Source organism: Streptomyces sp. NBC_00461 (assembly GCF_036013935.1).
GTDB lineage: Bacteria > Actinomycetota > Actinomycetes > Streptomycetales > Streptomycetaceae > Streptomyces.
On the sequence record NZ_CP107902.1, the window covers coordinates 1,961,999 to 1,982,282 of the forward strand.

The 20,284-nt window shown below is 68.7% G+C and carries 19 protein-coding genes; 4 read left to right on the forward strand and 15 right to left on the reverse strand.

All coding sequences use genetic code 11. The features are described from left to right. Window positions 1-16 precede the first annotated feature (16 nt). From OG870_RS09460 to OG870_RS09480, 5 genes are all read right to left on the reverse strand, one after another. A complete protein-coding gene (locus OG870_RS09460; RefSeq protein ID WP_266511130.1) occupies window positions 17-970 on the reverse strand; it encodes a helix-turn-helix transcriptional regulator in 954 nt (317 codons plus the stop codon). A gap of 129 nt (window positions 971-1,099) precedes the next feature. Continuing rightward, the gene (locus OG870_RS09465) at window positions 1,100-1,471 is read right to left on the reverse strand and encodes an FKBP-type peptidyl-prolyl cis-trans isomerase (RefSeq protein WP_266511133.1); all 372 of its coding nucleotides are present in this window, start codon (window positions 1,469-1,471) and stop codon (window positions 1,100-1,102) included. Between the two features lie 60 nt (window positions 1,472-1,531). Beyond that, entirely contained in the window at window positions 1,532-2,539 is a 1,008-nt protein-coding gene (locus OG870_RS09470) for an FKBP-type peptidyl-prolyl cis-trans isomerase (RefSeq protein WP_266511136.1), read from the reverse strand. A 135-nt stretch (window positions 2,540-2,674) separates the two neighbouring features. Continuing rightward, window positions 2,675-4,036 carry a Pup--protein ligase gene (gene pafA, locus OG870_RS09475; protein ID WP_093909061.1) on the reverse strand — a complete coding sequence of 454 codons (1,362 nt, stop codon included), beginning with the start codon at window positions 4,034-4,036 and terminating at the stop codon, window positions 2,675-2,677. A 9-nt stretch (window positions 4,037-4,045) separates the two neighbouring features. Continuing rightward, complete coding sequence (locus tag OG870_RS09480; RefSeq protein WP_266511144.1) at window positions 4,046-5,305, reverse strand: MFS transporter; 1,260 nt, start codon at window positions 5,303-5,305, stop codon at window positions 4,046-4,048. Between the two features lie 117 nt (window positions 5,306-5,422). Between OG870_RS09480 and OG870_RS09485 the strand changes: the two genes are divergently transcribed. Continuing rightward, window positions 5,423-6,439, forward strand: coding sequence for a LacI family DNA-binding transcriptional regulator (locus tag OG870_RS09485; RefSeq protein ID WP_266511147.1), 1,017 nt, complete (start codon window positions 5,423-5,425; stop codon window positions 6,437-6,439). Window positions 6,440-6,501: 62 nt separating this feature from the next. Here OG870_RS09485 and prcA read toward each other — a convergent pair whose 3' ends face one another. The 6 genes from prcA to arc form a co-directional block, all read right to left on the reverse strand. Further along, entirely contained in the window at window positions 6,502-7,251 is a 750-nt protein-coding gene (gene prcA / locus OG870_RS09490) for a proteasome subunit alpha (protein ID WP_266511149.1), read from the reverse strand. A 73-nt stretch (window positions 7,252-7,324) separates the two neighbouring features. Continuing rightward, the gene (gene prcB / locus OG870_RS09495) at window positions 7,325-8,170 is read right to left on the reverse strand and encodes a proteasome subunit beta (protein ID WP_266511153.1); all 846 of its coding nucleotides are present in this window, start codon (window positions 8,168-8,170) and stop codon (window positions 7,325-7,327) included. Beyond that, window positions 8,122-8,634, reverse strand: coding sequence for an endonuclease VII domain-containing protein (locus OG870_RS09500; RefSeq protein ID WP_266585864.1), 513 nt, complete (start codon window positions 8,632-8,634; stop codon window positions 8,122-8,124). Before OG870_RS09500 ends, prcB begins: the two co-directional genes overlap by 49 nt. A 118-nt stretch (window positions 8,635-8,752) precedes the next feature. Beyond that, window positions 8,753-8,971, reverse strand: coding sequence for a ubiquitin-like protein Pup (locus OG870_RS09505; protein ID WP_266511156.1), 219 nt, complete (start codon window positions 8,969-8,971; stop codon window positions 8,753-8,755). 155 nt (window positions 8,972-9,126) lie between these two features. Then, on the reverse strand, window positions 9,127-10,638 hold the full coding sequence (gene dop / locus OG870_RS09510; protein WP_353962164.1) for a depupylase/deamidase Dop: 1,512 nt from the start codon (window positions 10,636-10,638) through the stop codon (window positions 9,127-9,129). A gap of 234 nt (window positions 10,639-10,872) precedes the next feature. Beyond that, complete coding sequence (arc, locus tag OG870_RS09515) at window positions 10,873-12,639, reverse strand: proteasome ATPase (RefSeq protein ID WP_266511159.1); 1,767 nt, start codon at window positions 12,637-12,639, stop codon at window positions 10,873-10,875. 245 nt (window positions 12,640-12,884) lie between these two features. On the opposite strand from arc, the gene OG870_RS09520 reads away from it, so the two are divergent. Continuing rightward, entirely contained in the window at window positions 12,885-13,190 is a 306-nt protein-coding gene (locus OG870_RS09520) for a ferredoxin (RefSeq protein ID WP_266511162.1), read from the forward strand. Between the two features lie 58 nt (window positions 13,191-13,248). Here the strand turns inward: OG870_RS09520 and OG870_RS09525 are convergent, their stop codons facing one another. The 3 genes from OG870_RS09525 to OG870_RS09535 all read right to left on the reverse strand — a co-directional run bounded on the left by OG870_RS09525 (window position 13,249) and on the right by OG870_RS09535 (window position 16,569). Next, window positions 13,249-13,824 (reverse strand): hypothetical protein, encoded by a 576-nt coding sequence (locus OG870_RS09525; RefSeq protein WP_266585862.1) that lies wholly within the window; start codon window positions 13,822-13,824, stop codon window positions 13,249-13,251. Between the two features lie 220 nt (window positions 13,825-14,044). Beyond that, window positions 14,045-14,944, reverse strand: a complete 900-nt coding sequence (locus OG870_RS09530; RefSeq protein WP_266511168.1) for a tRNA (adenine-N1)-methyltransferase — start codon at window positions 14,942-14,944, stop codon at window positions 14,045-14,047. 38 nt (window positions 14,945-14,982) lie between these two features. Next, window positions 14,983-16,569 (reverse strand): site-2 protease family protein, encoded by a 1,587-nt coding sequence (locus OG870_RS09535; RefSeq protein ID WP_266585860.1) that lies wholly within the window; start codon window positions 16,567-16,569, stop codon window positions 14,983-14,985. 174 nt (window positions 16,570-16,743) lie between these two features. Between OG870_RS09535 and OG870_RS09540 the strand changes: the two genes are divergently transcribed. Next, window positions 16,744-17,847, forward strand: coding sequence for a RecB family exonuclease (locus tag OG870_RS09540; protein ID WP_266585858.1), 1,104 nt, complete (start codon window positions 16,744-16,746; stop codon window positions 17,845-17,847). Window positions 17,848-17,861: 14 nt separating this feature from the next. After that, window positions 17,862-18,533, forward strand: coding sequence for a response regulator (locus OG870_RS09545; RefSeq protein ID WP_266511184.1), 672 nt, complete (start codon window positions 17,862-17,864; stop codon window positions 18,531-18,533). Window positions 18,534-18,641: 108 nt separating this feature from the next. Here the strand turns inward: OG870_RS09545 and OG870_RS09550 are convergent, their stop codons facing one another. Further along, window positions 18,642-20,222: an ABC transporter substrate-binding protein gene (locus OG870_RS09550; protein ID WP_266585856.1), complete on the reverse strand. Its 1,581-nt coding sequence runs from the start codon at window positions 20,220-20,222 to the stop codon at window positions 18,642-18,644. Window positions 20,223-20,284 lie beyond the last annotated feature (62 nt).

The following is a 20,284-nucleotide window of genomic DNA, read 5'->3' on the forward strand; positions in this document are numbered from 1 at the left end:
CTTGCTCCGCTCCCCCTCAGCCCTTGGCCACGGCACGCAGCCGGTCGACCACGTCCGCACGCAGCTCGGCCGGCTCCAGCACCACCACGTCCGGCCCGAACTCCACCAGCCAGGCATCCAGCCCGTGCCCGTACGGAATCTCCAACTCGTCCCAGCCGCCGGCGAGTTCCCGCACCGCGGTGGCCTTCGCCCGAAGGGGGTACCCCGCCTCCGAACGCAGCCGGATCAGCGCGGAGCGGTCGGCGGTCTCCCCCGCCCAGCTCGCGACGGTCTCACGGACCGTCACCACATCGGGGATCTCGGCGGTGAACCGCCCGCTGCGACTGCGCACCTTGCCGGTGATCCGGGACAGCCTGAAGACCCGCTCGGCTCCGCGGTCGCGGTCCCAGCCGGCCAGGTACCAGTGGCCGCGCCAGCACTCCAGCGCCCACGGCTCCACATGCCGGGGCTCGGGACGCGCGGCGGTGGCCTTGCGGTAGTCGAAGACGACCGGGCGGCGGTCGCGGCAGGCCAGCATCAGCGGCTCGAACGCGGCCTCGTGCACAGGGATCCGGGGCTCCAGCGCGCCGTGCGCCTCGTACGGATCCACGTCCTCGGGGAGGCCTGCCGCGCGCAGCTTCTGCAGGGCGCCGCTGGCCGCGCCCGCGAGTCGGGCCTGCTGCCACACCTTGGCGGCGAGACCGAGGGCCGCGGCCTCCTCGGCGTCGAGGGTGATGGGCGGCAGTCGGTTGCTGTCGCGGCGGGCGAGGTAGCCCACCTCGCCGTCGAGGTTCTCGACCGTCTCGATGACCAGGCCGAGTTCGCGCAGATCGTCCTTGTCCCGCTCGAACATGCGGCTGAAGGAGTCGTCGGATCCCGCTTCGAGGTAGGCCTCGATGGACTCACGCAGCTCGCGCTTGCTGAGCGGCCGCCGCGTCCCGAGCAGACACAGCGCCAGGTTCATCAGCCGCTCGGCCTTGGCAATGGCCATCGACGCCCTTCGCCTCCCTATGGTGCTTTACGACGATGACCGTACCGCCCCGAAGTGGCGGGACAAAAGCCGAGGGCCCATGCCAGACAGGCATGGGCCCCAGGTGATCGGGTCCGGTCGCTGCGGCGATCAGACCGCGACGAGGTCGACCACGAAGATCAGGGTCTCGCCCGGCTTGATCGCCGGCGTCGGGCTCTGGTTGCCGTAGGCGAGGTGGGCGGGGATGGTCAGCTGGCGACGGCCGCCGACCTTCATGCCCTGCACGCCCTGGTCCCAGCCCTTGATGACCCGGCCGCCGCCGAGCGGGAAGCGGAAGGGCGTGCCGCGGTTCCAGCTGGCGTCGAACTCCTCGCCGGTGCTGAAGGCAACGCCGACGTAGTGGACGGTGACGGTCTGGCCCGCCTGCGCCACAGCGCCGTCGCCCTCCCAGATGTCCTTGATCTCGAGGTCCGCCGGGGCTTCGCCCTCAGGGAAGTCGATCTCGGGCTTCTCGATGCTCACGTCTCTAGCTCCTGCTTGTCTGCGGAAAGGCAACACGCACAGTCTTACACCTCGACGACGTCAGATCTTCGCGAGGATGTCGACCGAGAAGACCAGGACGGAGTCCTTCTTGATGCCGCTGCCGGCCGGAGGCTTGTCGCCGTAACCCAGCTTCGGCGGGATGACGATGAGGACCCGGCTGCCGACCTTCTTGCCGGTCAGGCCCTGCGCCCAGCCCTTGACGACCTGCTGGAGCCCGAACGACGTCAGCGCCTTGTGGCTGTACGTCGAGTCGAACTCCTTGCCGCCGTCCCAGAACACTCCCTTGTACTGGACGAGCACGCTGTCCTTCGCCTCGACCACGGGGCCGTCGCCCTCGATGACGTATTCGGCCACCAGCTTGGTGGGCGCGTCCGTCTTGGGGATGTCGATGGTGGGGGCCTTGCCGTCGGTGTTGGTACCGACCTTCGGCAGGTTCGCGTCGTTCTGCGGGACGTCGGTCCCCTTGGCGGAGCTGCTCGCGTTGAACGTGGCCTGGATGTCGGCGACGAACACCAGCGTGTCGGTGCCCTTGATGCCCGCCTGCGCGTTGCCCTGCTTGCCGTAGCCCCAGGTGGGGGGCACGGAGAAGATGACCCGGCTGCCGGCCTTCTTACCCGCCAGGGCGTACCGCCAGCCGTCGATGATGCTGCCCTGGGAGAGCTGGATGAGCAGCGGGGTCTTGCGGTCGTAGGAGTTGTCGAAGACCTTCGCCGTGTCCCAGACCTGGCCGAGGTAGTGGGCCTGGATGTAGTCGTTCTCCGCGACCGTCTTGCCGGCTCCCGCGATGACCGTCTTCACCGCGAGGTTCTTCGACGGGTCGCCGGTGCCCTTGGCAACGGTCGGCTTCTCACCGAACTTCGTACCCGCGGTGATGGCCGGCAGCGGGCCGTCGACGATCTTCGGCGGCGGCGCGGCGGACGTGGCCGGCGCCGAGGGCGACGGGCTCTGGCTCTCCTTGGCCTTGCTCGAATCGGACTTGTCGTCGCCGCATCCGGCGATCGTGACAAGTCCTGCGGGTACGGCGATGAGTAGGGAGCGTCGGCGCACGGTGGGGGCCTCGTATCGGTCGATCTTGTTGATGGCGTGCGCGCAACTCTACGGCGTGAGAAGGGCGCCGCACTGAAAACGTACGGCGCCCGTGTTGCGTTCCGGTCCTTCACCGGAACGCGTTCCTCCCATTGCTCACATTCCCGCGATGAGCTTCTCCACCCGGTCGTCCACGGAACGGAACGGGTCCTTGCACAACACCGTCCGCTGCGCCTGGTCGTTGAGCTTGAGATGGACCCAGTCGACGGTGAAGTCCCGGCGCTGTTCCTGGGCCCTGCGGATGAAGTCACCGCGCAGCCGGGCCCTAGTGGTCTGCGGAGGAACGGACTTGCCCTCGAAGATCTTCAAGTCATTGCAGATCCGGGCTGCTTGACCCCTCTTCTCGAGCAGGTAGTACAGGCCACGACGGCGGTGAATGTCGTGGTAGGCGAGGTCTATCTGCGCGACCCTCGGATGCGACATGGTCATGTTGTGCTTGGCCCGGTACCGCTCGATGAGCTTGTACTTCATGACCCAGTCGATCTCCGTGCCGATCCGGTCGAGGTCCTCGGCCTCGATCGAGTCCAGCGTGCGGCCCCACAGCTCCAGGACCTGCTCCACGGTGCCGGTGCGGATGCCGCGGCGCTCGCAGAAGTCCACGGCCTTCTCGTAGTACTCGCGCTGCACCTCCAGGGCGGAGGCCTCACGTCCGCTGGCCAGGCGCACCTTGCGCCGGCCGGTGATGTCATGGCTGACCTCGCGGATCGCCCGGATCGGGTTCTCCAGGGTCAGGTCCCGCATCACCGTGCCCGCCTCGATCATGCGCAGCACCAGGTCGGTCGCGCCGACCTTGAGCAGCATGGTCGTCTCGGACATGTTCGAGTCGCCCACGATGACGTGCAGGCGGCGGTAGCGCTCGGCGTCCGCGTGCGGTTCGTCGCGGGTGTTGATGATCGGCCTGGAGCGGGTCGTCGCCGAGGAGACGCCCTCCCAGATGTGCTCGGCCCGCTGGCTGACGCAGTACACCGCGCCCCGCGGGGTCTGCAGCACCTTGCCGGCGCCACACAGAAGCTGCCTCGTGACGAGGAACGGAATGAGGATGTCCGCGAGCCGGGAGAACTCCCCGTGACGCGCCACGAGATAGTTCTCGTGGCAGCCGTAGGAGTTGCCGGCCGAGTCGGTGTTGTTCTTGAAGAGGTAGACGTCGCCCGCGATTCCTTCCTCGTGCAGGCGTCGTTCGGCGTCCACCAGGAGTCCTTCGAGAATGCGCTCGCCTGCTTTGTCGTGGGTGACCAGTTCGGTCACGTTGTCACATTCGGGTGTCGCGTATTCCGGATGTGAGCCCACGTCGAGATAGAGGCGTGCGCCGTTTCGCAGAAAGACGTTACTGCTGCGGCCCCATGACACGACACGGCGGAAGAGGTACCGCGCCACCTCGTCGGGAGACAGGCGCCGCTGTCCCCTGAACGTACACGTGACGCCGTACTCGTTCTCCAGCCCGAAAATGCGGCGGTCCATGAGTGAACATTACGCCCGATCCCCTGAGCTGAAACGGGGTTCGACGGCACGGTTTGGATCATTTTCCGATGAAGCCGCAACCACCGCGCCCCGTGCGGGAGCTGCGAGGACCCGCCCGGTGGCCAGGAGAACCAGCAACGACACGGCTCCCGCGGCACTCGGCACGGCGAAGCCCCACACCGCCCCGCCCCGCTCGACGACCGGGCCCGCCAGGCCCGTTCCCACCGACGAACCCACCGTGAACGTCGTCACGATCCAGGAGAACGCCTCGGTGACCGTCCCGCGCGGCGCATGCCGGTCGACGAGGACGAACGCGCAGGCGAGACACGGCGCGAGGAAGAGACCGGCGACGGCCGCCAGCGCCGTCATGGCCACCGGACCCGGCGTCAGGACGAGCGGCACGTAACACACCGCCAGAAGCGCCACGAGGACCCGCAGTCGACGCTCCGGCGCACCACCCCACTGCCGCGCGCCGTACGCCGTGCCCCCCACGAGCGCCCCCAGGCCGATGGCCGACATCAGCCACCCGTACACCGCGTCCCCACCGTGGTCGTCGGCGTACGCCACCGCGGCGACCGCGATGGAGCCGAGCGCGATCCCCACGGCCAGGAACGCGCCGAGCAGGACCAGCAGTCCGGGCGAGCGCAGCGCGCCCAGCCAGTGCGCCTCACGCGGCGCCGAACGCCACCCGCGCGAGGGCGGCGACAGGGCCACCGACAGGGCGCCCAGCACGCCGACGACGTTGATGAGCACCAGCGCCGCCTGCGCGGACCACAGCGACACGCACAGGGTCACCAGCAACGGGCCGACGGTGAACAGCACTTCCTGGGCCACGGCATCCATCGCGTACGCCGTCTGCACCTGCCCCTCGCTGCGCAGCACCGAGGACCACAGCGCCCGCAGACCGCCCTCCAGGGGCGGCGTGAACAGCCCGGAGAGCGCCACGCACGCGTACGCAGACGCCAGCGGACCGGTGCCCACGAAGGCGAAGGCGGACATGGCGAGCGCCGAGGCGAGCGCGGCAGGCAACTGGACGCGCGGCTGCCCGTACAGGTCCACGAGCCGCCCCAGCAGCGGCTGACCCACCGCGTTGGCGACCCCGAACACGGCCGCGAGCCCGCCGGCGAGGCTGTACGTGCCGCCCTCCGCACGGACGAACAGCACGATGGCGATCGCGGCCACGGCGCACGGCAGCCGCCCCACGAGCGTGCCCGCGAGCAGCCGCGCGGCATGCCTGGTCCTGAGGATCTCCACGTATCCCGCAGCCATGTCCGCTTCCTCTCGCCCGCAGCGCCCGCATCATCCGCGGAAGTTTTACGTATAACGTCGCCTCTCATACGTACCATGTGCGCTGTTCACCAGTCCAGACGAAGGAGCAGGCCGACGGTGGCACCAGGCAGCACCCGCCCCACCAGCCGTGACGTCGCCCAGGCCGCCGGCGTCTCCCAGGCCGCGGTCTCCCTGGTCCTCGGCGACAAGTGGCGCGGCCGCGTCTCGGAAGCCACCGCCCAACGCGTCCGCGAAGCCGCACGCGACCTCGGCTACCGGCCCAACCTCGCCGCCCGCAACCTGCGCCTCGGCCGCACCCGCACCGTCCTCCTCGTCGTCCCCGCCCTCACCACGGAGTTCTTCGCCGGCGTCTACACCGGCGCCGCCCGAGTCGCCGCCGAACACGGCTTCGGCGTGGTCCTCTACCCCTCCCCCGAAGGCATCGGCCCCGCCCGCGACCCCTTCGCCTCCGCCCAGGCCGCCCTGGACGGCGTCATCGCCTCCTCCATGGCCGCCGACGCCCTCACCGCGATCCGCGGCGACCAACTGCCGCTCGTGATGCTCGACAGCGACCCCGAGGGCAGCCTGGGCGCCGCGACGGTGAACCTGGACATCGCGGGCGGCGTCCGACAGGTCGCCGAACACCTCCTGGGCCTGGGACACCGGCGTTTCCTGCACCTCGCCGCGGACGTGGCGTCCTGGACCTTCGAGGTACGCGCGCGCGAACTGGCCGCCCGGATCGGCACCGTCCCGGGCACGTCCGTACGCACGACCCGCGCGCCGATCTCCATCGAGGGCGCCCTCACCGCCGCCGAAGCAGCCCTGTCGACACCCGGGCCCCGACCCACTGCGCTCGTCTGCGACGACGACAAGCTCGCGGCCGGCGCCTACAAAGCCGCCCGCCGCCTCGGCCTGCGCATCCCCGACGACCTCTCCGTCACCGGCCTGGACGACCTGGCCCTCGCCACCGCCCTCGACCCCGAACTGACGACCGTACGCCTCGACGCAGAACTCTTCGGCGAACAGGGCATGCGGGCACTCCTGGCCGTCCTGGAGAGCCGCACGCCCGACGCGGGCGACATCCCCGTCGAACTCGTCGTACGAGGCTCCACGGCACCCCCGAACGCGTCCTGAACGCCTGTGCCCCGGCCGTCGCGACGGCCGGGGCACACAGGTGAGGACAAATCAGGGGCGGACTACTTCTCGTCCGACCCCTCGGAGCCGTTCTCCGCCTCGGCGGCCGCTCCACCGGCCTCCAGAAGCCGGGAGAGCTGGGGGCCGACGATCCGCCTGAACTTGCGCGCCTGCGGACGCGTACGGTCCAGCACCGCGACCTCCAGCCGCTCGGCGGGGATCTCCCGCTCACTGCCGTTCGTGTCGCGCGACAGCGCCTGCACGGCCAGCCTGAGGGCCTCCGCCAGGGTCATACCGTCCTGGTGACGCTGGTCCAGATAGCTGCTGATCTGCTCGGCATTGCCACCCACCGCGACCGAACCGTGCTCGTCCACGATGGAACCGTCGTGCGGCAGCCGATAGATCTGGTCACCCTCGGGGGTCTCCCCCACCTCGGCGACCACCAGCTCCACCTCGTACGGCTTCTCCGCCGCACTGGAGAAGATCGTGCCCAGCGTCTGCGCATAGACGTTGGCGAGACCACGGGCGGTCACATCGTCACGGTCGTAGGTGTACCCACGAAGATCGGCATACCGCACACCGCCGATCCGCAGGTTCTCGTACTCGTTGTACTTGCCGGCGGCCGCGAAGCCGATCCGGTCGTAGATCTCACTGAACTTGTGCAGCGCACGGGACGGGTTCTCGCCGACGAAGACAATGCCGTCGGCGTACTGCAGCACGACCAGGCTGCGACCACGAGCGATGCCCTTACGGGCGTACTCCGCCCGGTCGGCCATCGCCTGCTGGGGGGAGACATAGAACGGCGTCGACACCGGTTATCCGTCCCTTTCTTCCGGGAGTTCCGTCGAATTCACGCGATCACCTCGTTAACAACCGGACGCCGGCCTAAAGCAGCGCGGCCCGCGGACCGTCGGGCTGCTCCAGCCGCCGCTCCAGCACGGAACGGGCGATCCCGGAGGACTCGTCATCAGTGAGCCGACGGAAGCCGTCCTCGGTGATCACGGTGACGATCGGATAGATCCGGCGGGCGACATCGGGACCACCGGTCGCCGAGTCGTCGTCAGCCGCGTCATAGAGGGCCTGCACCACGAGAGTCGTGGCCTGCTCCTCGGTCAGGTCGCCACGGAAGAGCTTCTTCATCGCACCGCGTGCGAAGACCGAGCCCGAGCCCGTGGCCGAGAAATTGTGCTCCTCCGAACGGCCACCCGTCACGTCGTACGAGAAGATGCGACCCCGCTCGCGGTCCACGTCATACCCCGCGAAGAGAGGAACCACAGCCAGACCCTGCATGGCCATGCCCAGGTTGGCACGGATCATGGTCGACAGCCGGTTCGCCTTGCCCTCCAACGAGAGCTGCGCCCCCTCGACCTTCTCGAAGTGCTCCAGCTCCAGCTGGAACAGCTTGACCATCTCGACAGCCAGACCGGCCGTACCCGCGATGCCGACAGCCGAGTACTCGTCCGCCGGAAAGACCTTCTCGATGTCCCGCTGCGCGATGACATTGCCCATGGTGGCCCGACGGTCACCGGCGAGCACCACACCGCCCGGGAAGGTCACGGCCACGATGGTCGTGCCGTGCGGCGCCTCGATCACTCCCTGGGTGGGCGGCAGTTGCCGCTTCCCCGGAAGCATCTCCGGCTGGTGCTCGGACAGAAAGTCCATGAAGGACGACGACCCAGGCGTCAGGAAGGCAGCTGGTAGACGCCCGGTGCTACGAGTGTTGGCTTCCACGCGATTCCTTCCACGTAAGCAGCAGCCCGCCTTATGGCATCGGGCCGATCCTTGAACTGCCCCAGTGCGGCATTGCAGCTGAAGCACAGTACGCCTCGGACACTACCCGTCTTGTGGCAGTGATCCACATGTTCTGCCGGGCCGGCAAGACATATACAGCAGACGCCCTGTTGCTCAGCCACCAGCGCGTCCAACTCGGCTGGCGTGAGGCCGTACTTGCGCTTGAAGTAGCTCACCCGGTTCCGCTCAGCCCTGCACGCACGGCAATAGCTCGCCCAGCCGTCTGACGGGGATTTGTTGCGCTCCCATTCGGAGTGCGGCTTCACTTCTTCGCACTGTGGACACCGCTTGTGGCCCGGCGGGACCGGAACCTTTTCCCGGACCTGCTTCCCCTTGGCCTCCTGGCGCTGCCGGTAGTACTCAGCGGCGCACTCCCGGCAGTACGCCTGGAGGCCATCGGGCATTGACTTGTTGCTAGCGAACGCCGCACGCCGCAAACACTGCTTGCACCGCGAACATCGCCTCCATCCGGCTTCGTTCACTCCGAGCGTCCCCGATTCCACCTTCAAATCGAAGGCGAAATCACTCTCCACCCTTCTGAACGAACGACCTCACGAAATCCTCGGCGTTCTCTTCGAGCACATCATCGATTTCATCGAGAACCGAGTCAACGTCGTCGCTCAGCTTCTCCTGGCGCTCCTTGAGGTCGTCGGATGCCTGCGCATCCTGTGTCTGCTCCTCGACCTCTTCCGTGGAGCGCGTCGCCTTCTGCTGGCCGCCGCCGGTGTCCTTGGTCGCCATAACCCTCACCCCGCTCGGTTCGACGTTCTTGATCAGACCCTACAAGCAGGGTCCGACATCGGCCCCGCAGTTCCTACAACGTACGGCGGCCACCTCGATGATTCCCTGCCGCCGGACTTTCCACCCTGTCCGGCGGCCCGGGCACGAGTGCCCGTTCAGCCGCCCGACAGCACCCTGACCAGGTCTTCCGCGGTGCGGCACCGGTCCAGGAGCTCCTTGACGTGATTTCGCGTTCCGCGAAGCGGTTCGAGGGTTGGGACACGCTGGAGCGAGTCCCGGCCCGGGAGGTCGAAGATCACGGAGTCCCAGGAGGCCGCCGCGACGTCGTCCGCGTACTGCTCCAGGCAGCGCCCGCGGAAGTACGCGCGCGTGTCCTCCGGCGGCTTCGTACGGGCCCGCTCGACTTCGTTCTCGTCCAGCAGGCGCTTCATCCGGCCTCGGGCCGCCAGACGGTTGTAGAGGCCCTTTTCGGGGCGTACGTCGGCGTACTGGAGATCCACGAGGTGCAGTCGGGCGGCGTCCCAGTCGAGGTCGTCGCGGCGGCGGTAGCCCTCCATGAGCTCGCGCTTGGCGACCCAGTCCAGCTCGCCGGCGAGGCTCATGGGGTCGTTCTCCAGGCGGTTGAGGGTGTCCTCCCAGCGGGCCAGGACGTCCTTGGTCTGCTCGTCCGCGTCGGAGCCGAAGCGCTCTTCCACGTACTTGCGTGACAGTTCGAAGTACTCCATCTGGAGCTGGACCGCGGTGAGTGTGCGGCCGCTGCGGAGCGTGACCAGGCGCTGCAGCGTCGGATCGTGGGAGACCTGGTGGAGGGTGCGGACGGGCTGGTCCACGGCCAGGTCGACGGCGATGAAGCCGTCCTCGATCATGGACAGGACGAGCGCGGTCGTGCCCAGTTTGAGGTAGGTCGAGATCTCGGAGAGGTTCGCGTCGCCGATGATCACGTGCAGGCGGCGGTACTTCTCCGCGTCGGCGTGCGGCTCGTCGCGGGTGTTGATGATCGGGCGCTTGAGGGTCGTCTCGAGGCCTACCTCGACCTCGAAGTAGTCGGCGCGCTGGCTGAGCTGGAAGCCGTGCTCGTGTCCGTCCTGGCCGATGCCGACGCGGCCGGCTCCGGTGACGACCTGGCGGGAGACGAAGAAGGGCGTGAGGTGGCGCACGATGTCCGAGAAGGGAGTCTCCCGCTTCATCAGGTAGTTCTCGTGCGTGCCGTAGGAGGCGCCTTTGTTGTCGGTGTTGTTCTTGTAGAGGTGGATCGGCTGGGCGCCGGGGAGTGCCGCGGCGCGCTCGGCGGCCTCGGCCATGATGCGTTCGCCGGCCTTGTCCCAGAGGACGGCGTCGCGGGGGTTGGTGACTTCGGGGGCGCTGTATTCGGGGTGCGCGTGGTCGACGTAGAGTCGCGCGCCGTTGGTGAGGATCACGTTGGCGAGGCCGATGTCCTCGTCGGTGAGCTGGCTGGAGTCGGCGGCCTCGCGGGCGAGGTCGAAGCCCCGTGCGTCGCGCAGCGGATTCTCCTCCTCGAAGTCCCAGCGGGCCCGGCGGGCCCTGTGCATCGCCGCCGCGTAGGCGTTGACGATCTGGGACGAGGTGAGCATGGCATTGGCGTTCGGGTGGCCGGGGACGGAGATGCCGTACTCCGTCTCGATGCCCATTACTCGCCGTACGGTCATGCGGCCCTCCTTGCCCGGCGCTGCCCTCGGTCGGGGGCGGCGCTCAAGTACCGCTGGCGCTCCGGTGCGTGTGCGGTGCCCGTCCCCGCACTGCGCGACTCGGCGGTACCGAAGAGCCTAGAACGGCTTTGCGCTGGTGGGGAGATCATTTGCGTCATTGCCTTGCTCCAGCCGTGGCCTGAAAAACAGTCGGCTGCGGGTACCCGGTGAGGGCACCCGCAGCCGCCCTGTCTTTTACAGGTACTGCCCGGTGTTCGCCACCGTGTCGATGGAGCGTCCGGTGTCGGCGCCCTGCTTTCCGGTGATGAGGGTACGGATGTAGACGATCCGTTCGCCCTTCTTTCCGGAGATTCGGGCCCAGTCGTCCGGGTTGGTGGTGTTGGGCAGGTCCTCGTTCTCCTTGAACTCGTCCACGCAGGCCTGGAGGAGGTGGGAGACGCGGAGACCCTTGGCGTTGTGGTCGAGGAAGTCCTTGATCGCCATCTTCTTGGCGCGGCCGACGATGTTCTCGATCATGGCGCCGGAGTTGAAGTCCTTGAAGTAGAGGACTTCCTTGTCACCGTTGGCGTAGGTGACCTCCAGGAAGCGGTTTTCCTCGGATTCCGCGTACATGTGCTCGACGGCCGTCTGGATCATGCTCTCGACGGTGGTCGTCTTGCTGCCGCCGTGTTCGCCGACGTCGTCGGCGTGGAGCGGGAGGCGCTCGGTGAGGTACTTGCCGAAGATGTCCTTGGCGGCCTCGGCGTCGGGACGCTCGATCTTGATCTTCACGTCCAGGCGGCCGGGGCGCAGGATGGCGGGGTCGATCATGTCCTCGCGGTTGGAGGCGCCGATCACGACCACGTTCTGCAGGCCTTCGACACCGTCGATCTCGGCGAGCAGCTGCGGGACGATGGTGTTCTCCACGTCCGAGCTGACGCCGGAGCCGCGGGTGCGGAAGAGGGATTCCATCTCGTCGAAGAAGACGATGACGGGGGTGCCCTCGCTGGCCTTTTCCCGGGCTCGCTGGAAGACGAGGCGGATCTGGCGTTCCGTCTCACCGACGTACTTGTTCAGGAGCTCGGGGCCCTTGATGTTGAGGAAGAAGCTCTTGCCGGCGGCCTGGCCGGTGACCTCGGCGACCTTCTTGGCCAGCGAGTTGGCGACGGCCTTGGCGATGAGCGTCTTTCCGCATCCGGGGGGTCCGTAGAGCAGGACGCCCTTTGGCGGGCGCAGTTCGTGCTCCTTGAACAGGTCCGGGTAGAGGTACGGCAGCTCGACCGCGTCGCGGATGGCCTCGATCTGGCCGCCGAGGCCGCCGATCTGCTCGTAACCGATGTCGGGGACTTCTTCGAGGACGAGTTCCTCGACCTCGCTCTTGGGAACGATCTCGTAGACGTAGCCGGAACGGGGTTCGAGCAGCAGGGCGTCGCCGGGACGGATGTTTACGTCCAGCAGTGGTTCGGCGAGCCGTACCACCCGCTCCTCGTCGGTGTGCCCGAGGACCAGGGCGCGCTCGCCGTCCTCGAGGATCTCCTTGAGGGTGACGATGTCTCCGACGCGCTCGTACTTCATGGCCTCGACCACGTTGAGCGCTTCGTTGAGCATCACTTCCTGGCCGCGTCGGAGCTCTTCGAGCTCGACGCTCGGGCTGACGTTCACCCGGAGCTTGCGGCCGCCGGTGAAGATGTCGGCCGTGCCGTCCTCGTTCGCCGTGAGGAAGACTCCGAAGCCGGCCGGTGGCTGTGCGAGCCGGTCGACCTCCTCCTTGAGGGCCACGATCTGGTCGCGGGCCTCACGGAGCGTGTTGGCGAGTCGCTCGTTCTGGGCGGACACGCCGGCCAGGTTGGTCTGCAGCTCGACGATCCGCTCTTCGAGAATCCTCGTGTGTCGCGGAGAGTCGGCGAGCTTACGTCGCAGGACGGCGATCTCCTGCTCAAGGTAGGCAATCTGCCCGGCCGGGTCGTCGGACCCGCGTCCCGGGCGGATGCCGCGGTTCATGTCGTCGTCGTGGGCTGCCACGGTCCTCACCTCCTCCAAGGGGAGCTGGACGCTTCCAGACCCTACCTGGGTGGGTGTCGATTGAAACCCCTAGATCACAAAGACTGTCGAGGTGTGTCCGATCTTCACCCTTGCGCTCTCCCTCACGCCAGGGGAATACCCACCGAACATGGTTGGGAAGCCGCCGGAGGTAGGGTCGAACTGTTCAACACCCGTCAGAGCTGGCCGGATTCCCGGTTTGGCTCGACATCTGAACGGCAGGAGACATGAGCGTGCAGCAGGAGGCCGGGGCCGGCGGTGAGGCGCTGGAGGTCTGGATCGATCAGGCGCTGTGTACCGGTGACGGCATCTGTGCCCAGTACGCGCCCGAGGTGTTCGAGCTGGACATCGACGGGCTGGCGTACGTGAAGAGCGCGGACGACGAGCTGTTGCAGGCCGAGGGGGCGACAACGGCCGTGCCGCTGCCGCTCCTCATGGACGTGGTGGACTCGGCCAAGGAGTGTCCGGGCGACTGCATCCATGTGCGGCGGGTTTCGGACAGGGTCGAGGTATACGGCCCGGACGCCGAGTGACCTGTCGGGTGCGTCCTGTTACTGCTGTCTGATATCTCACACGCCACGGTTGCGTGGTTCAGACGCTGTGTGCGCCGGCGGGTGTCGAGCGCACGAACGCGCCGTTCTTCCACTGCCACTTCGCACTGTCCGTGACGTCGGGGCAGCAGCGGGGCACGTCGTTCGACGAGTAGCCGAGGAGCGTGGCGAGGACGGTGCCGTCGCGGACGGTGAAGTCGCTGACCGTGTCGCCGACCTTGGGGTCGACCAGGGTGGCCACTATGCGGGGCTTGTCGCCGGCACGCGCGCGCGTGACGACGTAGACGCCGTCGGGCGGGGTGCCCATCGGGGCGTCGCAGTGCACCACTGCCACGGTCTCGGGGTTGCCGTCGCCGTCGAGGTCTCCGGTGGCCTTCTTCTGGACGACGGCTTTCACCGGGCCGCAGGTGATCGGGAAGTCGACGCCCGTGGTGCCGGGTGCGGTGGCTGCGTGGGCGGTCCTGGTGCGGGTGTCGGCCGGCTGGGCGGCCGTCGCCGCGTTGGGCTGCAGCAGTGAGGAGAGGGCCATCACGCCCGTGACGGCCGTGGCGGTGGCGACCCAGTGGATCGGGCGGGTGTCCGTGTGTGCCAGTTCCGGAACGGCGGATTGCTGCACTAGGAGCGTCTCCTGTGAGGGCTGTGCCGGTGGGGGTGGCCTGCATCGTGCCACACGTCACAGCGCGTCGGAACGGTGGGGTCCGAGGTGCCGAACACGGGCCGCCTGGATTGGGTGGTTTGTGGTGGAGTGTCAACAGAAAGGCGCTGCGGTCGAGTTCCGGTGGGTTTCCGGGAACTCGACCGCAGCGCCGATTCGTTGACTGCGGTACGCGGTCGCGTCAGCGACCGCCCCCGTCGGCGTTCGGGCCGTCGTAGTCCTCGCCGTAGGCGCCCTTGGCGGGGCGGCGGCGGCGCATGGGGGGCTCGACGCCGTCCGCGAGGCGGCGGGCGGTGAGCAGGAAGCCGGTGTGGCCGATCATCCGGTGGTCGGGGCGGACGGCCAGGCCCTCGATGTGCCAGTTGCGGATCATCGACTCCCAGGCGGTCGGCTCGTTGAAGCAGCCGATCTCGCGGATGGACTCGACGGTCCGGGCGAGCTGGGTGGTGGTGGCGACGTAGCAGCACACGATGCCGCCGGGGACGAGCGCCTTGGAGACGGCCTCAAGGCATTCCCAGGGGGCGAGCATGTCGAGGATGACTCGGTCGACGTCGGTGTCGGAGAGGTTGTCCTGGAGGTCGCCGACGGTGAGCTGCCAGGCGGGGTGCGGGCCGCCGAAGTAGCGCTCGACGTTCTGCTGGGCGATCTCGGCGAAGTCCTCGCGGCGCTCGTAGCTGTGGAGCATGCCCTGGTCGCCGATGGCGCGCAGCAGGAAGCTGCTGAGCGAGCCGGAGCCGACGCCGGCCTCGACGACGCGGGCGCCGGGGAAGATGTCGGCGAAGGCGAGGATCTGCCCGGCGTCCTTGGGGTAGACGACGGCAGCGCCGCGGGGCATGGACAGGACGTAGTCGGGGAGCAGGGGGCGCAGCGCGAGGTAGGCGACGTTCCCGGTGGTGCGGACAACGCTGCCCTCGGGAGCGCCGATCAGTTCGTCGTGCGGGAAGGAACCCTTGTGGGTGTGGAAGTTCTTCCCGTCCTCGAGCGTGAACGTGTAGTGGCGGCCCTTGGGGTCGGTCAGCTGAACCTGGTCCCCGACCTTGAAGGGCCCGCGCCTGCGGGCGGCACCGGTCGGTTCGGACATGTGAACAGCCTACCGGGGTTTGGCGGGGCCGCCGACCACTAGGACGGCCTGGCCATGGCCTTCACGAAGGCGCGCTCGACGTCGGCGGCGGACAGGACGCCGTAGATCTCGCCGGTCTCCTCGACCACCAGGTACTCGGTGGCCGGGGTCGCTCGCAGGACGTCGAGGAGGTCCTCCCCCGCGAGTTCCGCGGAGACGCGCATGCCGTCGGTGAGGTCCTGGGCGAGGCCGCTGACGGCGACCCAGGGGCGGCGGTGCTCGGGTACGCCGACGATGGCGGCCTCGCGGACGAGGGAGAGGGGGTTGCCCTCGGGGTCGACGATGACCAGTGCTCGGGCCCCGGCGGCGTTGGCGCGGCGCAGCGCCTCGGAGAGCGGGGTGTTCGTCTCCACGGGGACGGCGCGGCGGGTGAGGTTGCGGGCGCGCAGTTCCGGCAGGTGTTCCCGGAGCCGGGCCATACGGAGGCTGTTGCCGGCGCCGGTCCAGATGATCGCGGCGAGGATCGCGGCGAGCAGGGCGTCGGTGACGGTGTCCATGCCGACGCTGTCCTCGGCGGTGGAGCCGAGGGCGCCGGACTGGGTGAGCAGCGGGAGGCCGATGAGGACGGAGACGGCGAGGGCGCGGCCGACCCAGGCGGCGGCGATGGTGCCGCTCATCGGGCGTCCGGTGATCTTCCAGACGACCGCGCGGAGCATGCGGCCGCCGTCGAGGGGCAGGCCGGGCAGGAGGTTGAAGACGGCCACGATGAGGTTGGAGATCATCAGGCCGGCCAGCAGGACGCCGGGGACGGTGCCGGGCTCGACGGGCTGCAGGGCGACGTAGAAGAGGCCTGCGAGGACGAGGGAGAGCAGGGGGCCGACGAAGGCCAGGACGAACTCGCGGCCGGGGGTCTCGGCTTCCTTCTCGATCTCGGAGACGCCGCCGAAGAACTGGAGTTGGATGCGGCGGACCGGGAGTTTGAAGCGCAGGGCGGCGACGGTGTGGGCCAGTTCGTGGATGAGGACGGAGGCGTAGAAGGCGACCGCGAAGAAGAGGGAGACGAGGTAGCGGGCGGCGCCGAGTTCGGGCAGCACGCGGTCGAGCTGGCCGCCGAAGACCCAGGTGATCAGGGCGGCGACGAGGAACCAGCTGGGCGCCACGTAGACGGGCACGCCGAAGGGCCGGCCCATGAGGAGGCCGCCTCGGGGGGATTCGGGGCGCTGAGGCGGGGGGTTCTTGGAGGTGCTGGAGTGGGCGAGGGTGCGGTCGCCGTGGGCGGGGGTGTGGGTGCCCGGGTGGCCGTCGGTGCCGATGGTGTCGACGGTGGGGTCGTCGTCCGTTGAGCTGTTCCCCGCCGGGTCGTGACTCGCGGAGGCGTTGTCCACGGGGGTCTTGCCCGTGGGGCTGTGCGTGGGGCTGTGCCTGGGGTTGTCCGTGGGGTTCGCTTCCGGGGCTGCGCCGTCGGGCCCGGCCCGGTCGGCGGCTTCGCCTTCGGTGGGGCCGCCGTCGTCGCCCTCGGTGGCCTTCGTGGGCTGTTCGTCGGCCGGGGTGGGTGTGGGGGCGGCCGGGGTCGCGGACCCCGCGTGGTGCTCGGCCGGCTCGTCCGTGCCGGACCGCGGCTGCCCGCTCCCGCCGCTCTCGTCCACGATGTCCCCTCGTTCGAAGCGTCTTCCGCGCCTGCCGGGCGGAAGGGTCTCGGGTCGATGGTATGCGGCCGTCGCGACGCGTTCCGCTCCGGCACCCCCTGTGTTTCCACAGGCGTCGCACCCGTCACGGCCGCGGCTGGGTCACTGTCAGTGGCGGGCCGTATGGTCTGGGACATGGAGACGAGCGCGGAGGGCGCGGCGGAGGCCCACAGCAGCGGTACGGCGCAGGCGGCTGAGCCGGTGACGGCGGAACCGGCGGCAGTGGCGGTCGAGGTGGACCCGACGGCGGTGACCATCGAGGCCGACTCGACGGCGGTCGTGGTCGAGGCGGACCCGGCGGCCGTCGTGATCGAGGCCGGTCCGACGGCAGTGGTCGTCGAGGCGGACCCGGCGGGGGGCGACGCGGCGGGCGCGACCCCGCGTTCGGCCATAGCGCCCGCCAGTCTGTCGCCCTCGCGGGCCAGTGACTTCATGCAGTGCCCGCTGCTCTACCGGTTCCGCGTGATCGACCGGCTACCCGAGAAGCCGAGCGAGGCGGCGACGCGGGGCACGTTGGTGCACGCGGTTCTGGAGCGGCTGTTCGACGCGCCGGCCGTGGAGCGGACCGCGCCGCGTGCCAAGTCCCTGATCCCCGCCCAGTGGGACCGGCTGCGCGAGACGAGGCCGGAAGTGGTGGAGCTGTTCGAGGACGATCCGGAGGGCGAGCGGCTGGCGCGCTGGCTGGGCGAGGCGGAGCAGCTCGTCGAGCGCTGGTTCACGCTGGAGGATCCGACCCGGCTCGAACCCGCCGAGCGGGAGTTGTGGGTCGAGGCCGAGCTGGAGTCCGGGCTGACCCTGCGCGGGATCATCGACCGGGTCGACGTGGCGCCCACGGGCGAGGTGCGGATCGTCGACTACAAGACGGGCAAGGCGCCCCGGCCCGAGTATGCCGAGGGCGCGCTGTTCCAGATGAAGTTCTACGCCCTGGTGGTGTGGCGCTTGAAGAACGTCGTCCCGAGGCGTCTGCAACTGGTGTATCTCGGCAGCGGTGACGTCCTGACCTACGATCCGGTCCTCGCCGACCTGGAGCGCGTCGAGCGCAAGCTGCTCGCACTGTGGGAGGCGATCCGGCAGGCGACGGAGTCGGGGGACTGGCGACCGCGGCCCACCAAGCTCTGCGGCTGGTGCGACCACCAGGCGCACTGCCCGGAATTCGGCGGCACTCCTCCGCCCTATCCGCTGCCGGTGAGGGCGGCCGAGTCGACGGACGTCACGCAGGGCAGAATGGGGCCGGACTAGCGAAGGAGACTTACGTGGCCATCCGCGTCCTACTGGTCGATGACCAGCCGCTGCTGCGCACCGGCTTCCGGATGATTCTGGAGGCCGAGCAGGATCTTGCGGTCGTCGGCGAGGCCGGAGACGGCCTCCAGGCTCTCGACCAGGTGCGGGCTCTGCAGCCCGACGTGGTTCTGATGGACATCCGTATGCCCCGCATGGACGGGGTGGAGGCGACCCGGCAGATCACCGGTCCCGAGCGGGACGGCCCGGCGAAGGTGCTGGTGCTGACCACCTTCGACCTCGACGAGTACGTGGTGGAGGCGCTGCGGGCGGGTGCCAGCGGCTTCCTGCTGAAGGACGCGCCTGCCAATGAGCTGGTGCAGGCGATCCGGGTGGTGGCCGGCGGCGAGGCCATGCTCGCGCCGAGCATCACCCGGCGGCTGCTCGACAAGTACGCCACGCATCTGCCCTCCGGCGACGAGCCCGTGCCGGACACGCTGCACACGCTCACCGACCGTGAGGTGGAGGTGCTGAAGCTGGTGGCCCGCGGGCTGTCCAACGCCGAGATCGCGGCCGATCTCTTCGTCAGCGAGACCACCGTCAAGACGCACGTCGGCCATGTGCTGACCAAGCTGGGGCTGCGCGACCGAGTGCAGGCCGCGGTGTACGCGTACGAGAGCGGGCTGGTGCGCCCCGGCGCGCAGTAGGCGTCGTGGCGAACAAGGGCGCCCCCTCGGGAGGGGGGCGCCCTTTCGCGTGCACCGGTCTCTGAGTGCTTCTCCCAGTCCTTCAGTCCTTCAGTGCTTGCTGGTCCTTCAGTCCTTGCTGAGTTCCCAGAAGCGGAAGACCGTCGAGGCGTCGAGGCAGTACTCGAGGCCGTAGACGTTCTCGCGGGTGACCGCGTACTGCTTGGCCTGCCAGACCGGGAGGACGGGCAGCTGGTCGGCGACGATGTCCTGCAGCCTGCCGTAGTCGTTGTCGGTCGCGGCGCGGTCGATCTCGGCGGCGGTGCGCGGGATGAGCGTGCCGGTGATGGTGTTGTTGCTGAAGTTGTTGCTCAGCACGTTGCCGTGACCGAAGAAGGGGGCCGTGAAGTTGTCGGCGTCCGGGTAGTCCGGCACCCAGCCCTTCACGTACACGCCGTACCTGCCCTTGGCGATGTCCTTCTCGTACTGGTCGAAGGCGACGGACTTCACGTCGGCCTCGAAGAGACCGCTGGCGTTGAGCTGCTTCGCTATCGCCTTGAGTTCCTGGTCGGTGGCCGGGCCATAGCGGGACGGGGTGGACCAAAGGGTCAGTTTCACCTTGCCGGTGATGCCCGTGTCCTTCAGGGCGGCGGCGGCCTTGGCCGGGGAGGGGCTGGCGCCGTAGGTGTCGAAGAAGGCCGTGTTGTGGCCCGCGATGCCGGCCGGGATGATCGAGTAGAGCGGGGTGGCGGTGCCCTCGTAGACGTCCTTGATGAGGGCGTCGCGGTCGATGAGGTAGGCGATGGCCTTGCGTACGCCGATTTTTCCGGCGACCGGGTCGTGCATGTTGAAGACCAGGTGCTGGACCTCGGCGCTGCTGCCCTCGACGACCTCGGCCTTCGAGCTGTTGTCGGCGTTCTGGATGTCGGCGATGTCGCCCGCGCTGAGGCCTCGGTAGGCGATGTCGATCTTGTTGTCCAGCAGGTCCTTCTTCAGGGCCGACTGGTCTCCGTGGAAGAACTTCAGCGTGACGCCGGAGTTCTTCACCTTCGCGGTGCCCTTGTAGCCGTCGTTGACGGAGAAGACGGCCTTGTCGTCGCCGAACGAGTCCAGCTTGTACGGGCCCGAGCCGACCGCCTCGCCGTCCTTGCGCAGCCCGCCGGCGTCGTACTGCTTGTGGTCGACGATGGAGCCGGCGCCGGAGGCGATCTTGCTGGGGAAGGTGGCGTCGGGCACCTTCAGGCGGAAGACGACCGTCTTCTCGTCCGGCGCCTCCACCTTGTCCAGCATGGGGAACATGATCGCCGGGCCGGCGGGGTCGTTGATCTTGAGCGTGCGGTCGAAGGAGAACTTGACGTCCTCGGAGGTGAGCGCGTCACCGTTGCTGAACTGGAGGCCGTCCTTCAGCGTGCACTTGTAGACCGTGGTCGACGTGTCCGTGAAGCCGCACGACTTGGCCGCCTCCGGCTCGGGCTCCGTGCCTCCGTTGGGGAAGCTGAGCAGCGACTGGAAGACGTTGTTGAACAACAGCCAGGAGCCGGGGTCGTAGCCGGAGGCGGGGTCGGTGGCCAGGACGTCGTCCGACATTCCCATGACCACTGAGGAACCGGTCCCCCCGGAATCGCCGCTGCCCGTTCCGCAGCCGGTCAAAAGGCCGGAGGCCAGCCCTGCCACTACGGGCAGGACCGGCCACTGGTTGCGCATATTCACTGCAATGCCTTCTCATCGGGATCGGGACCCCCGGGGCCGCCGTCCCCGGGCCCCGAACGCGA

Bases quoted from the DNA above. Each gene is read 5' to 3' on its own strand.
- OG870_RS09540 (WP_266585858.1), top strand. From the start codon at position 16,744: ATGGAGACGAGCGCGGAGGGCGCGGCGGAGGCCCACAGCAGCGGTACG.
- OG870_RS09460 (WP_266511130.1), bottom strand. From the start codon at position 970: ATGGCCATTGCCAAGGCCGAGCGGCTGATGAACCTGGCGCTGTGTCTG.
- pafA (WP_093909061.1), bottom strand. From the start codon at position 4,036: ATGGACCGCCGCATTTTCGGGCTGGAGAACGAGTACGGCGTCACGTGT.
- OG870_RS09505 (WP_266511156.1), bottom strand. From the start codon at position 8,971: ATGGCGACCAAGGACACCGGCGGCGGCCAGCAGAAGGCGACGCGCTCC.
- OG870_RS09500 (WP_266585864.1), bottom strand. From the start codon at position 8,634: ATGCCCGATGGCCTCCAGGCGTACTGCCGGGAGTGCGCCGCTGAGTAC.
- OG870_RS09520 (WP_266511162.1), top strand. From the start codon at position 12,885: ATGAGCGTGCAGCAGGAGGCCGGGGCCGGCGGTGAGGCGCTGGAGGTC.
- OG870_RS09530 (WP_266511168.1), bottom strand. From the start codon at position 14,944: ATGTCCGAACCGACCGGTGCCGCCCGCAGGCGCGGGCCCTTCAAGGTC.
- dop (WP_353962164.1), bottom strand. From the start codon at position 10,638: ATGACCGTACGGCGAGTAATGGGCATCGAGACGGAGTACGGCATCTCC.
- OG870_RS09480 (WP_266511144.1), bottom strand. From the start codon at position 5,305: ATGGCTGCGGGATACGTGGAGATCCTCAGGACCAGGCATGCCGCGCGG.